The sequence below is a fragment of the Bacillus sp. AY2-1 genome (genome assembly GCF_008368965.1).
GTDB classification, from domain to species: domain Bacteria; phylum Bacillota; class Bacilli; order Bacillales; family Bacillaceae_G; genus Bacillus_A; species Bacillus_A thuringiensis_S.
In genome coordinates, this window is sequence record NZ_QPEL01000115.1 from 1 (window position 1) to 14,101 (window position 14,101).

Genomic DNA, 14,101 nt, shown 5'->3' on the forward strand with positions numbered 1-14,101 from the left:
ATCTTCAATCATCATTGTAATGACCATATCTGGTGAATTCAAATCAAATGCAGCGAACCAGCCTAGTTCTTTTCCTTCGGCCTCTTTGGATACTTTTAATTCCGCTGTACCTGTTTTTCCAGCAAGAGTCATTCCATCAATTTTAGCAATTTTCCCTGTACCATCCGGATCATTAATTACTTTCGTCATAGCAGTTTTTAATATATCCTGATTTCCTTTAGAAATTACATTTTCTTTCCAAGCTTTTGGTTGTTTATCTGTTTTAATAATATACGGTGATGGAATCGTTCCATCATTTACAATTGGCGCATACGTTAAAGCTAAATGAAGAGGAGTCATTAATACTTGCCCTTGTCCATATCCTGTATCTGCCATTTGAATATCATTTTTAATACCGTCATTTGCAATTTTAGAAGCAGGGAATCCATATTCAATTGGTAATTTTTCATCGAATCCGAATTTTTTCGCTTCACTCATAAACTTGTCTTTTCCGATTTTCAATGCTTCTTGTGCGAAGTAAATATTATCCGAGTATTTCATCGCCTTATCAAAATCAATCGGATTTGCATCTTTCACACGCGTTACATAATAATTACCCCAAGAAGAATCTTTTGTCCATTTTAATCCTTCAATTTTTAACTCTTCTTTTGGATCAATCGTTTTCGTTTCAAGACCAATTGCAGCTGTAATTGGTTTAAATACAGAACCTGGTACCGATAATTGTGTAAAGCGATTCGTCATCGGCTTTTTCGGATCATTATTCCAAGCTTCGCGTTGTGCTTTCGATGTTCCTCGTGCAATTAAATTCGGATCATATGCTGGACTACTTACTAGTGCAATTGTTTCTCCACTTTTCGGATTAATTGCTGCACTTGAACCAGCTTCGCCCTTCATTTCATTGTACGTTTTTTCTTGAACAGCACTATCAATAGTTAAAGTCACGTTTTCTCCATCAACAGCATCTGTTTTTGCCAAGTTTTTAATTTCTTTTCCTTGTGCATCTTCTACAAAGACACGGCCACCTTTTTTACCGCGTAGCCTTTCCTCTAATACTTGCTCTAAACCAGCTTTACCAACTGGATCATCAGCTTGATAGCCTTTCTTTTGAAGCGTTTTTAAATCTTCAGCATTTACCTTTCCGATATAACCAGTTAGATGAGCTGCCGCTTCCCCTAATGGATATGTACGAACATTTACAGGTTTTGTTGAAACACCTGCTAAATCAATGTACGTATTTTGCGTTGCCCCTTCAGGCAAAATTCCAATTGGTACGAGATACCCTGGTTTTACCCATTTAGCAGCTAATTTTTGATCAATTTCTTCTACAGTCATATTTAACAACTTCGCTACTGTCTCTTTCGTTTGCGGAGCAGTATCGTCTAATTTTTCTGGAACTATTCCAATTTCAGAAGCTTTCCCATTCGTTGCAAGACCTTTTCCATTACGATCGTATATTTCACCACGTTTTGGCTCTGTCGTCTGCATACGCACTTTACTATCTTTCGTCATACCAGGGAAAATAAAATCAGGAGTCCAATCTATTTTCCAAGATTCTTTATCTCCATCTTTTTCTTTCACCATTTTTGCTTCATGGCCAAAAGTAATTTTACCACCAACTGTATCCATGCTTACTTTAAAAGGAACAGGGCCTTCATCTTTTTTATCTTCTTTTACTTCCCCTGTTTCTACCTTTAAGTCTTTTACTTCGATACCAGAATAAATTTTTTCATATTTCTCAGTAAACTCTTTCTTTGAAATATCTTTTTTTGCATTTTTTGATAGTTGATCATACATATCTGCAAATTTTTGTTTATTCCATGCTTTTACATATGTATCAAACGCTTCTTGTGGTTTTTCTTCTTTACCGCATCCAACTAACATGAATGTTAAGCAAAGAAAAAGAATCCCCCATATCTTTCTCAATCCATTCTCCTCCTCTTTCTATATTAGTAATTTTGAAAATTTTAGCATTTTTTACATGCTACCTATCATTATAGCACTATCGAATCTCATCTATAAACTTATATTGGTGAATATAAATAAAAAGATTGATGCGAATTCTCACATCAACCTTTTTTATTATTGTTGTTTCTCATATACATGGTAATAATACGTATACGGGTTTTGTTCATCCGTTAAACCTTTTTCCACAAAAATCTCTTTCCAATTTGTCATATCCATTTCTGGGAAGAATGTATCTCCTTCAAATGCATAATGGATTTTTGTTATATACAATTTGTCTACATAAGGTAAAAAGAGATCATAAATTTGCGCCCCGCCAAAAATAAAAATCTCTTCTTCATTTTTACATAGTTCAAATACTTCTTCTACAGAATGAACAACTTCACATCCTTCAACGTGATATCCTTCATTACGAGTTACAATAATATTACGTCTTCCAGGCAGCGGTCTACCAATCGCTTCATAGTTCTTTCTTCCCATAATAAGCGGGTGACCCATCGTTGTTTTCTTCACGTATTGTAATTCACTCGGTAAACGCCAAGGTAAATTATTATCTTTACCAATTACTCTATTTTCGTCCATTGCGACCATAAATGAAACAATCATTTTTTCATCTCCTCTACAATTATACTGCAACCGGTGCTTTAATTGCTGGATGCGGATCGTATCCTTCAATCGTTAAATCTTCCATTTCAAAATCGAAAACAGATTTCACATCTGGATTTAATGTAAGTTTCGGGAACGGACGTGGTTCACGTGCCAATTGCTTTTCTACTTGTTCAAAATGATTTGTATAAATGTGTGCATCACCAATTGTATGAACAAATTCCCCTACTTCAAGACCACATTCGTGTGCAATTAAATGTGTTAGTAGTGAATAACTTGCGATGTTAAATGGTATTCCAAGGAATATGTCACCACTTCTTTGATATAGCTGACAAGAAAGCTTTCCGTCCGCTACATAAAACTGGAATAATGTATGACAAGGGGGTAATGCCATACTTGGTACGTCTTCAGGATTCCAAGCAGAAACGATTAAACGACGTGAGTCTGGTGTTTTTTTAATCATTTCAATTACATCTTTTAATTGATCAAGTGTCTCACCAGCTGTCGTTTTCCAAGCTCGCCACTGTTTACCATAAACGTCTCCTAAATAACCATATTTATTTGAGAAATCATCATCTTCTAAAACGTTCTTTTTAAACAATTCCATCTGCTCATCGTACTGTACTTTAAATTCTTCATCTTGTTGTGAGCGAAGACCAAAATCCGTCATGTCAGGACCAGTATACTCATCACTTTCTACCCAGCTCTTAAACGCCCATTCATTCCAAATATTATTATTATGCTGCAATAAATAGCGAATATTTGTATCACCTTTCATAAACCAAAGTAGTTCACTTGCTACAAGGCGAAATGGTACTCTTTTTGTCGTTAATAAAGGAAATCCTTTACTCAAATCAAAACGCATTTGATATCCAAATACAGATACAGTTCCTGTCCCTGTACGATCTTCTTTCTTCGTACCATGTTCCATTACATGGCGGCATAAATTTAAGTATTCATTTTCAGCATGTTTCATATGTAGGAAAACCTTCTTTCAATCGTATATGCAATTTATCATAACATGAAAAATGGTAAAGTTAATAATCCTAATTAATAAAATTTCTCCCACTAATTCTTACAAAATTATTAACTTTCCAAATTTAAAAAGGTTTTCATTTTCTATTACCGAAAGTATAGTGCGGTAGAACAAAATTTATATTTGGAGGTTAGAAGTATGTCTAAATTTGGAACGCCTGTTATGACTTCTTTACAAACAACGGTTGAAAAAATGATGAAGGATTTAAATGTTCCTGGTGCTGCTGTCGCTGTAATAAAAGACGGTGAAGTTATTATTTCAGAAGGTTTCGGCTATCGTAATATAGAAACAAAAGAGGCTGTTACACCGCATACTCGATTCGCAATCGGTTCCTCAACGAAAGCTTTTGGCACACTTTCATTAAGTTTGTTAACACAACAACAAAAATTTAATTGGGATAGTCCTGTCCAGTCTTTTATACCTAACTTCTCTTTATCTGAAGTACTTGCTAGCTCACAAGTTACCGGACGGGATTTAGCTTCTCATCGAACCGGTGTAAGCCGTCATGAGGCTCTTTGGTATAGCTCTTCCTTATCTCGAAAAAATCTCGTTGAAAAAATAAAACATTTACCACTTGATGCGCCGTTCCGAACAGCGTTTCTATATAACAACTTAATGTATACAACAATCAGCTACATTGTGGAAAATATTACAAATCAAACGTGGGAACAATACGTTACAGAACATATTTTAGAGCCTTTAAATATGAATCAAACAAACTTCTCTGTTACAGATTCACAAACTACAGATGATTATGCTTTACCTTACGTTGAAAATGAAGGTAAAATAAAAGAAGTTCCATTCCATAACATCGATACAGTTGGAGCTGCTGGGTGTATTAATTCTACAATTGAAGATATGGCAAATTGGGTCCTTCTTCACTTAAACAAAGGTAAATTTGGAGATCATGAATTAATCTCCTCTGAATTATTACAACAAATGTATACACCACATAATTCCATTCCAGATCAACCAGTTTTATCACTTCCTGAATCTCCATTAAATAGTTACGGTCTTGGTTGGTTTATTAGCGCTTACCGTGGTAATAAGGTAATTCATCATGGCGGTAATATTGATGGGTTTTCAGCATTTGTTTCATTCATACCAACAGAAAACATAGGCCTTGTCATTTTAACGAATGCTGGAGGAACATTACTTCCTACTTATCTCGCTAATCAAATTTATGACGAACTACTTGAATTAGAATCCATTGATTGGCATAAACGTGCTGTAGAAGATACTGAGAAAATGAAGGAAATGATGAAAGAAGCAACTGAATCGCTTCCTGAACAAATTAAAGGGACTACACCTTCTCACAAGTTAGAGGATTATACTGGTACTTTTGAACATCCTGCATACGGAACATTACAAGTATACAAACAAGATGATTCGTTATTTGTACAATTTATGGAGATGGAGGTTCAATTGCACCATCATCACTACGACATCTTCTCTGCAAAAATTGACTTATTCCAAATGAAAATGAGTTTATTATTCGCTTATGAAATGAATGTGAGTGGTGAATTCCCATCTCTTCAGTTACATGTGCCAGCTATGTTAAGTACTCAGCCGCTGACATTTAAGAAAATCAAATAATTATTTTGATGGTAAAAAATAAAGGTAGGTGCGAATCACACCTACCTTTTCTATTTCATATCCATCTTATCTGGTTGAAACCAAATCGGCTTCGATAGTTCAAAGTTTTTATGATCTTCTAATACAATATGAAGACGCTCTAACGTATCCTCCAACATATGCGGTGCTGCTCGTAATGTCCAGACAACTGATGAGAAAACTGTCATGCCAACGTACACCGCATATAATTTCCAGAACTCCTCTGGTATTCTCTCATTAAAGTATCCTTCTATTTGTCCGATTGAATATGGAATACTAATGTCTCTTGCAAATAGTGCAATTTTTACGAAATCATGCAGTGGGTCGCCCCAGTCATAACCATTAAAATCAACTACACCTACATATCTCCCATCCCGTACAATTATATTTTCTAAATGAAAATCATCGTGTTGAAATCGATTTGGGCGATCCTTTACATACATTTCATTTTCATCTATAAACTTAATAATTTTATCATCATTTTCAATTTTAATTCCGCATGTTTTATACGCCTCTAAATATTTCCTATGTTTTTTCATTGCTCTTTCATACCACGGAAGTATATTCTTAGGAGCTTCAAGTGTATGCATTTTCGCTAAATCTTTTCCTGCCTCTATGCCAATATCATATTGTTCTTTTGGTGAATACGTAGACAATAGTCTCTTCGCATCTTCCCCTTCTAAATATGAAAAAATACTATAGCATACACCTTCTTCTTCCAATATACCTATTTCAATTGGCCTTTGTGCCTGTACGTTACATTTTACCATTTCATTTAAAATTTGAAACTCTATTTTCTTTCTTTCATACTCTTTTATATCGCCTGTCCGAAATAAATATTTTTCATTATTCGCACTCATAATTATATATTTCTTGTCAGGCGAAAAACCTTTAGAAATTTCTTTAATATCCACTGCATCTTTTACAATTTGTATATTGTTTTGCTGCGCTGTAATTATCTTCATATCTATTCCCCTTACATTTCTGCCTTTGGTGTATAGGCAACTTCTACAATAAATCCATTCGGATCGTAAAAATCAATCGTATAGTAACCTTCCGAATAATGATTCATTTCAATTGGACCACGTATTACCTTCACTTTCGTACTAGAAAGAAAATCTGCTACTTCATCAACTACTTCTCTATGAATAGCTTGATAACAAATATGTCTAGGCCCTAACGTCCTTACGATTTCCTCATCTACTTCTTTAAAATATATTTCACTTTCTCCTGTGCTATATGCTACTTCATTTAACTTTCTCCATCCAATTATGGAAAACAACTTATTATAAAAAGAAATGGACTCCTCTAAATTCGCTACCCAAAATTCAATATGATGAATGCCTGCTCGAAGTGTATTCATATTAAGAATACGCTCCTTGTACTACTTCCACAATTTCCATCGGCTTATGAACCATATAATCTGGTGCATCTTTTTTCACTGTTTCAATGACATCATATCCCCAAGATACCCAAATCACGTTCACTCCAGCCTTTTTACACGCTGCTACATCTCGCTGTTCATCACCAACGTATAACATATCCTGCTCTGTTATCTTTTTCGATTTTAAAAATCTTTTTATCATTTTATCTTTACCAAACAGATTTTTAGAACAATACACTTCTTGTATATTTTCTATATCATTCTTGTGTAAAAATGCCCGAATATGCTCTTCTGAGTTAGATGATATAACCGCAATACCGTATCCTTTTTTATATAGTTCATCTAATACATCCTTCATCCCATGAAATAAAACAAGATCTTTTATAGCAGGCTGATATAATTTATAAAACTCCAACGCTAATATCGGTAATTTATACAGTGGTACATCGAGTTGTTTACATCTCTCTGGCATCGTTAATTTACGTAAATGTTCAATTTCTTCTTCCTTTACCGTTTTATATCCGTGCTTTTCAGCAATTTGATTATAAATTGGTACAAATATATTTTGCGAATCTACTAATGTGCCATCAAAGTCAAAAACAATGTATTTTTGCATCTCCATACTCCTTTTACTTCTTTTTTCTAAACCTATGTTATTCAACAACATAGTTGTCTGTCCCTTCTATAAACATAAAAAAGAACAAGATTTTCTCTTGTTCTTTTTAAGACAACCATTTCGGCGGTACATTTGTATTCCAATAAATATTTCCTAACTCATGATGTCCAGAGTATCCATCATCAAAACGGTGATAATGGAAATTAAAATAATAACCATCTTGCGGCGGATGATCTCTTCTTACATGGAAACGCAATAAATCATTTCCTGATTTCGTATCGTAGACGTGAAAAATCTTTTCATTATTTCCACCAGCTGGTTTTTGAGAAATCGCTAATGATTGTAGTGAGTCTTCTGGTACATCACTAGCAAGCTCAGCAATTGCCTCTTCAATTTTCGGTAATATTACATCTTTAAATTCATCTTCAATTACTGGACCAATTTTAGTACCAAACTTTTGCATCGACTGCTTCTCTGCTTCTTGCATTGCATAAGTAATAAAAGTATCGGTGGTTAACCTGTCATTCGTTTCTTCATATGTATAGGACGTGCTCTCCAAACTTTGTTGCCCAGCTGTGCTCGTAGGCTTGTCCGCAGCTTTGGCATTATCAAGCAATATGGAAGGAGGCGTCACTAAACCAAATGTAAATACGGTAATTAATGCGACTAAGGTTTTTCTAAACCAATTTGGCATTTATGTTCCCTCCCCTTTCACTCATTATTTTTTATATAACGGTGGTTTCTTCTATTATACAAAATGATTATAATTTTTGCACTTTACAATTTTGTTAACGTTCACATATTTTTCACTTGAATATGAAATTGTAAGATTTCATACAATATTAATACCACAATATTGAGGAGGCACTTGAATGACTTTAGATGTCATGTATTCCGCCGCAAGCATACTCGTTTTAGTATATTTTATTTATCAATGTGTTACAGACTAGAAAAAGAGCCGTCAATGGCTCTTTTTTTATGGTAAAAATACAATCCATACAATTAATAAAATAAAAACAAAGCCACCAATCACAGCTGGCAATAAATAAAACTGGGCAAGTATAACTATTCCATACAAGAGTATTGCTGGTAGTAGTAAATAACGATCTGCCTTCCACCTTAGCAAAAGTAATTTTCCTTCTTCACAATATAAATGAAGAAACATTTTTTTCGTAAATTCATTCCAATAATCACGCGCATAGCGAGAAATTGCAACTACAGTAAATACAAGAACAATAGCTGCAATCCACCTTGGAGTCATGATTATACTTGCAGTACTCATACATACAATTTGAATATAAAATATTCGTGCAGTACTTGTACGGAAAAATTCTTTCAAAAAAGATTCGACAATAAGAGAATCTGCTTTTTTTCCTAATAGTCTTTTAGAACGCGGAAACATCCACGGTTTTTTATTCGAGCTACTCGGTTTAGCTGCATGACCACCAACTTGCATAATTCCGCTCGTCCAGCGCATGCTTTCCTCTTTTTCTTTCTCGATTTCTTTAAAAAAGAACTTTTTATAATTCATTTTCTCTTTTACTAATACACTACTTAAGAAAATTACTAGACCGATAAATAGAATTGAATAATATAGATTTTTATAAATAAAAAATAAACTAATTCCAAAAAAGGACAAGCTCATAGAAAATACTACATTTTTTACAATCCATAAAACCCATCGTTTCCCCACCTGTACATGAATAAATCTTGTTAACAACGACAACATAAATCGAAATATAGTAAAGAATACCCAAAATAATACGACTTGTATCTCTGTTACTCCGATACTTTTCATCAACACTGGTAACATAATAACGACTACTATTACATTCGTTATCGCTATTCGAACAAATGTGTACATCATGCCATACTGGACTAATTTTCGCATATGTGTTGCATACGAAATTAAAAATAAACTATCCGCTTGCTCAAAAAACGAACGAACTCCTCTCGGATATGTTACTAGATAAAATGCGAGTAATCCTAATCCGAAATAAATCGTCTCTTCCATTGATAATTCATTTATCCATAGTGACCTATAATAGATTCCCATAAATATAAGTGTTGGAATAATAATATATAACGCGACTGTCCAATCTGTTACCGAACATATAGACTTCCACTTCCGCTGGAGCTCATGACATAATCTTTTATAAAATTGTTGTTTAATCATGTTGTTCACGCCTTACAATTATATCAAAGCAGTCTAGTAATGAGCTATCCGGCATTTCCGCTAACATTTGAATAGATTCTAAATGTCCATCTGCGACTAATGTACCTTGTGAAATGAGTAAAAATCTTTCACAAATTTTTTCAGCAGTATCCAATACGTGCGTACAAAGTAAAATTCCTGCTCCGCGCTCTTTTTCTTTATATAAATAACTTAAAAACTCTTTCGTAGCTACTGGATCTAAACCGATAAAGGGTTCGTCAATTATATAAAAATCTGGCTCAGTTAAAAACGCCAATATTAGCATCGATTTTTGTTTCATACCTTTTGAAAACTTTGATAAATATTCATGTTTATGCTTATCCATTCGAAAAGTATGTAATAATTGTCCCGCTCTTTCTTCCCAGCTTCCCATTTCACTTCCACGAGCTGCCATTAATAATTCAATATGTTCCCAGAGCGTCAAGTAATCATAGTATGTTGGATGTTCTGGTACGTATGCATACGGATTTTTCTTTTCACCGAATGATATTTCACCGTCCATATTTACAAGTAATCCCAGCATCGTTTTTATCGTCGTACTCTTCCCAGCACCATTTGCTCCAATAAGAGCAACTAGTTCACCTTTTTCGATAGAAAAAGCTATATCACGAATTGTTTTTTCACCTATTTCATATCCAGCTGAGCGGATATTTACTTCTAACATGCATTTCCCCTCTTTCCATTTCCAATAAAATCAAGGAAAAGAATAACATATAACTATCTATATATCATTATAAAATATTTATTTTTATGGCAGGAAAAAACATTTTTTAACAGAATACTAAATGTTTGATTACATTTTATTGGAGTGGATAATATGTCTTTTCAAATTCGTGAAGCAACGATAGATGATATAGACGCACTTTGTTCTTTAACGAAAGAATTAAAAGGTTCCTCTATTTCCTATGAAGATATGAACAATCGATTACAATTCGTACAAATGAGTCCGTTTGATTTTTTATATGTTTACGAGGAAGAAGAAGCTATATTTGGATTACTTGGATTTCGTATACGTGAAAATTTAGAAGATGTAACACGTTATGGAGAGATTTCAATTATTAGCGTTGATTCTAACATACGACGTAAAGGCATTGGACAAGTTTTGATGGATTATGCAGAACAATTAGCAAAGAAACATAATTGCATTGGCACATGGCTAGTTAGTGGAACAAAAAGAGTAGAAGCTCATCCTTTTTACAAAAAATTAGGCTATGAGGTAAATGGCTACCGATTTGTAAAACATTTTTAAACTACTTATAAATTGAAGGGGCTATAACTATGACAAACATTAAAGCAATTTTCATTGATCGTGACGGTACAATTGGTGGTGACACTACAATACATTATCCAGGATCTTTTACATTATTTCCATTTACAAAAACATCCTTGCAAAAACTAAAAGCTAAGAATATAAAAATTTTCTCTTTCACAAATCAACCTGGGATTGCAGATGGAATAGCAACTGTAGCCGATTTTGTACAAGAATTAGAAGGCTTCGGTTTTGATGATATTTATGTATGTCCTCATAAACACGGTGATGGTTGTGAATGCCGTAAACCGAGTACAGGCATGCTGCTTAAAGCAGCAAAAAAACATGGGCTTGATTTAACACAATGTGCTGTAGTTGGTGATCGCTGGACTGATATTGTTGCAGGAGCAAAAGTAAATGCGATAACGATTCTAGTCCGAACAGGCGCTGGGTATGATGCTTTGCATACGTACCGAAACAAATGGGCACATATTGAACCAAACTACATTGCAGATAACTTTGAAGATGCAACAAACTGGGTTTTAAATCAACTATAATACAAAGGTAGCAAGTTCCCTTTTGATAAGCAGACATTGCAATTCAAATTATATTTTTTATTACTAACAGCAATTAACGTAAAGAAGGAATAGCTTAGTGGCTATCCCTTCTTTATTGACTTCTATTATTTACATTTGTTATCTGTTTTTATTGAGTATTCTCATCGTTTTTATACTCCAAAATATCCCCTGGCTGACACTCCAAAGCTTTACATATCGCTTCTAATGTTGAAAAACGAACCGCTTTTGCTTTCCCATTTTTCAAAATAGAAAGATTCGCCATCGTAATTTCAACCTTCTCCGAAAGCTCCGTTACACTCATCTTTCATTTTGCTAACATGACGTCAATATTAATAATAATTGTCATATCCGCCACCTCAAACTGTCAAATCATTTTCTGATTTTATGTTAATTGCTTCTTGTAGAAGGCGTTGAAGGATAGCGGTAAAAACAGCGCTAACGAACGAAGCAAAAATGATAATAAGTCCCACTAACCCAATAGGAGGTTCCATTTTCTTCGCTATAAAATGAAAAAGTGGCAAACCTAATACATACAAACCACTGATTGTAACTGCACAGCGCTTTATATTCTTTAACGACTTTACAGATAATTCCGAGAACGCTGTGTTCTCGTCAATATACTGTAAAAGATTGAAAGCCTGATAAAGAGCAACATAAAAAGGCACAGCTGCTCCATACATCACAATGAAAACAAGATATTTTATCGGAGCGATATTAGGATACAAATTCGCTACAAAATTCGCCATTTCCGGCACTAAAAATATGCATAAGGCAAGCACTGCAATTCCAGAAAGAAAAATAATTACTTTTAAGAACGTTGTTGAACTTCATTTAAGGTTCATTTACAATAACTCACTTATTTAATGACAACATAATTTTACCACATAATTTATCGTTTAACAATAAATAAATATCGTTTTATCGTTATTGTCATACTTTTTAATTTAGGCAAAAATAAAAAAGAATTTCTCATTACAAAGAAATTCTTTTTCTTGAAAATGCCTCTTTCAACTTAATTTTTTAAAACGTTAATTCGTAATGGAAATAACGATTATCTCTCAAATAACCATTTTCAGCATATAATCGTTGTGCTGATAAATTATCAATCTCTGTTTGTAATTTTACACCTTTTGCTCCATTTTCTAATGCGTATTCTTTAGCAGCTTCTAATAATTTTTTACCTGTTCCGGCTCCACGCTTCGCCGCTTGTACAAATAAATCATTTAAAATCCATAATTCTTTCATTGAAATGGAAGAAAATGATGGATATAGTTGTGTGAACCCAATATATTCGCCGTCTTCAACTGCTACGAAAATAACGGACTCTTTTTTCTCAATTCGGTTTCGTAAAAATACTTTTGCCCCTTCTAAATCAGAATCCTGCCTATAAAACATGCGATAGTTATTAAAAACTGATGCTAGTCCATCTAAATCTGCAATTGTTGCCTCATATATTCTCATTTTACTCCATTCCCCTTCCAATACTGTCTCATTATATCCGTTGCCCATTTAGGCTGGTGTATTTCTTCTTTCGGCATAAACTCTTTCATTATTGGTTTTATATCCAATATAGGAGTGCCATCAATAGCATCTAATCCCTCAACAATAATTGATTTACCTTCTCTTTTGATCACCTTTACAATTGTTACACCTATGCGATTCGGGCGATTTTTCCCGCGCTGTGCAAAAATACCTACTTCAGGATAATCCTTATTATTTCTAGGATGTCTAGCAAAATACTGAATTTGCTCGTCAGTTACTTTATGAAAATAAAAAACAACTTCAATATGAGAAAAATCTTCAATCCCTTGTATACTTTCTTCTGCATACATTTCAGTTAAAGTTATACGGGATCTTACTTCTCCCCACTCATCATCTTTTATTTCCTTTCTTTCATTATGTACAAATGCGATTGGTTGAACTGAAAACATGCGCATTCCCCCTTAAATGTAACCACTTACATTATAAAATATTTTCTGAATGTTTTCCAGATATATGAATTTAGTTTACATAATATAATTACATTCTATCTAGAGCTACCTTGACTGCTTCAATTGCATGTATATGAGTCGTATCAAATATCGGGACAGATACGTCTTCTTGCTTTATTAATAACCCTATTTCTGTACAACCTAATATGATTCCCTGTGCTCCTTTTTGCACTAACTCTTCGATGACTCTTTTATAATATTCTCTAGATTGAGATACTATTTTTCCTAAACATAATTCTGTATATATTACTTTATTTATTTCTTTTCTATTTTTTTCTGATGGTACTATTACTTTTATATTATTTTCTTCTATACGTGACTTATAGAAATCTTGCTCCATTGTATATGTAGTTCCAAGCAGACCAACCTTTTGAATGTCTTTTCTTTTAATTGCTTTTGCAGTTGCATCAGCAATATGTAAGACTGGAATATCAATTTTCGCCTTTATTTTTCCAACTACCTTATGCATTGTATTTGTACAAATGATTATAAAGTCTGCTCCTCCCTTTTGTAATGAATATGCCGCATTCCCTAGAATTTCTCCAGCACCATCCCAATCTCCGCTAGACTGACATCGTTCAATCTCTTCAAAATCCACACTATTAATCAAACATTTTGCTGAATGTAGCCCTCCTAATCTCTCTTTTATTTCTTCATTAATAATTCGATAATATTCAGAAGTTGATTCCCAACTCATACCACCTATAAGACCTATCGTTTTCATATAAACAACAACACCTACCTAAACTTTTTTATAAAACTAATAACAACGTTTTATTGTATATATTATACATAATAAAACAAGACTTTAAGTTTGAAATATAAAGTCTTGTTTTACGGAATTTAATAT

17 protein-coding genes are annotated in these 14,101 nt (G+C 33.7%); 3 read left to right on the top strand and 14 right to left on the bottom strand.

Translation table 11 applies throughout. The features are described 5' to 3' along the window. From pbpC to DN403_RS23415, 3 genes are all read right to left on the bottom strand, one after another. The coding region (gene pbpC / locus DN403_RS23405; protein ID WP_149185802.1) for a penicillin-binding protein 3 at positions 1-1,923 on the bottom strand (1,923 nt) is incomplete at its 3' end. Positions 1,924-2,079: 156 nt separating this feature from the next. Then, positions 2,080-2,568: a dihydrofolate reductase gene (locus tag DN403_RS23410; RefSeq protein ID WP_000637208.1), complete on the bottom strand. Its 489-nt coding sequence runs from the start codon at positions 2,566-2,568 to the stop codon at positions 2,080-2,082. A gap of 19 nt (positions 2,569-2,587) precedes the next feature. Continuing rightward, a complete protein-coding gene (locus DN403_RS23415; RefSeq protein WP_000679600.1) occupies positions 2,588-3,544 on the bottom strand; it encodes a thymidylate synthase in 957 nt (318 codons plus the stop codon). A 198-nt stretch (positions 3,545-3,742) separates the two neighbouring features. On the opposite strand from DN403_RS23415, the gene DN403_RS23420 reads away from it, so the two are divergent. Beyond that, complete coding sequence (locus DN403_RS23420; protein WP_149185803.1) at positions 3,743-5,200, top strand: serine hydrolase; 1,458 nt, start codon at positions 3,743-3,745, stop codon at positions 5,198-5,200. Between the two features lie 50 nt (positions 5,201-5,250). Here the strand turns inward: DN403_RS23420 and DN403_RS23425 are convergent, their stop codons facing one another. The 6 genes from DN403_RS23425 to DN403_RS23450 all read right to left on the bottom strand — a co-directional run bounded on the left by DN403_RS23425 (position 5,251) and on the right by DN403_RS23450 (position 10,097). Beyond that, positions 5,251-6,183: an aminoglycoside phosphotransferase family protein gene (locus tag DN403_RS23425; RefSeq protein WP_016077781.1), complete on the bottom strand. Its 933-nt coding sequence runs from the start codon at positions 6,181-6,183 to the stop codon at positions 5,251-5,253. A gap of 11 nt (positions 6,184-6,194) precedes the next feature. Further along, the gene (locus tag DN403_RS23430) at positions 6,195-6,581 is read right to left on the bottom strand and encodes a VOC family protein (protein ID WP_001094667.1); all 387 of its coding nucleotides are present in this window, start codon (positions 6,579-6,581) and stop codon (positions 6,195-6,197) included. Between the two features lies 1 nt (position 6,582). Beyond that, on the bottom strand, positions 6,583-7,218 hold the full coding sequence (locus DN403_RS23435) for an HAD family hydrolase (RefSeq protein ID WP_001174980.1): 636 nt from the start codon (positions 7,216-7,218) through the stop codon (positions 6,583-6,585). A gap of 106 nt (positions 7,219-7,324) precedes the next feature. Beyond that, the gene (locus DN403_RS23440) at positions 7,325-7,912 is read right to left on the bottom strand and encodes a YpjP family protein (protein ID WP_001134421.1); all 588 of its coding nucleotides are present in this window, start codon (positions 7,910-7,912) and stop codon (positions 7,325-7,327) included. Between the two features lie 282 nt (positions 7,913-8,194). After that, entirely contained in the window at positions 8,195-9,394 is a 1,200-nt protein-coding gene (locus DN403_RS23445; protein ID WP_016098464.1) for an ABC transporter permease, read from the bottom strand. Continuing rightward, positions 9,387-10,097 carry an ABC transporter ATP-binding protein gene (locus DN403_RS23450; RefSeq protein WP_000895248.1) on the bottom strand — a complete coding sequence of 237 codons (711 nt, stop codon included), beginning with the start codon at positions 10,095-10,097 and terminating at the stop codon, positions 9,387-9,389. The genes DN403_RS23445 and DN403_RS23450 overlap by 8 nt, the downstream gene beginning before the upstream one ends. Positions 10,098-10,250: 153 nt before the next feature. On the opposite strand from DN403_RS23450, the gene DN403_RS23455 reads away from it, so the two are divergent. After that, on the top strand, positions 10,251-10,682 hold the full coding sequence (locus DN403_RS23455; RefSeq protein ID WP_000009776.1) for a GNAT family N-acetyltransferase: 432 nt from the start codon (positions 10,251-10,253) through the stop codon (positions 10,680-10,682). A 29-nt stretch (positions 10,683-10,711) separates the two neighbouring features. Further along, entirely contained in the window at positions 10,712-11,239 is a 528-nt protein-coding gene (locus DN403_RS23460) for an HAD-IIIA family hydrolase (RefSeq protein WP_149185804.1), read from the top strand. Between the two features lie 148 nt (positions 11,240-11,387). Here the strand turns inward: DN403_RS23460 and DN403_RS23465 are convergent, their stop codons facing one another. From DN403_RS23465 to DN403_RS23485, 5 genes are all read right to left on the bottom strand, one after another. Beyond that, on the bottom strand, positions 11,388-11,561 hold the full coding sequence (locus DN403_RS23465; RefSeq protein WP_015945765.1) for a helix-turn-helix domain-containing protein: 174 nt from the start codon (positions 11,559-11,561) through the stop codon (positions 11,388-11,390). A 55-nt stretch (positions 11,562-11,616) separates the two neighbouring features. Further along, on the bottom strand, positions 11,617-12,063 hold the full coding sequence (locus tag DN403_RS23470) for a DUF2975 domain-containing protein (protein ID WP_033668863.1): 447 nt from the start codon (positions 12,061-12,063) through the stop codon (positions 11,617-11,619). A gap of 217 nt (positions 12,064-12,280) precedes the next feature. Then, positions 12,281-12,721, bottom strand: a complete 441-nt coding sequence (locus tag DN403_RS23475) for a GNAT family N-acetyltransferase (RefSeq protein ID WP_001223866.1) — start codon at positions 12,719-12,721, stop codon at positions 12,281-12,283. Continuing rightward, a complete protein-coding gene (locus DN403_RS23480) occupies positions 12,718-13,191 on the bottom strand; it encodes an SAM-dependent methyltransferase (protein WP_000493250.1) in 474 nt (157 codons plus the stop codon). Before DN403_RS23480 ends, DN403_RS23475 begins: the two co-directional genes overlap by 4 nt. Positions 13,192-13,279: 88 nt before the next feature. Then, positions 13,280-13,975, bottom strand: a complete 696-nt coding sequence (locus tag DN403_RS23485) for an aspartate/glutamate racemase family protein (RefSeq protein WP_000848566.1) — start codon at positions 13,973-13,975, stop codon at positions 13,280-13,282. Between the last annotated feature and the right edge of the window lie 126 nt (positions 13,976-14,101).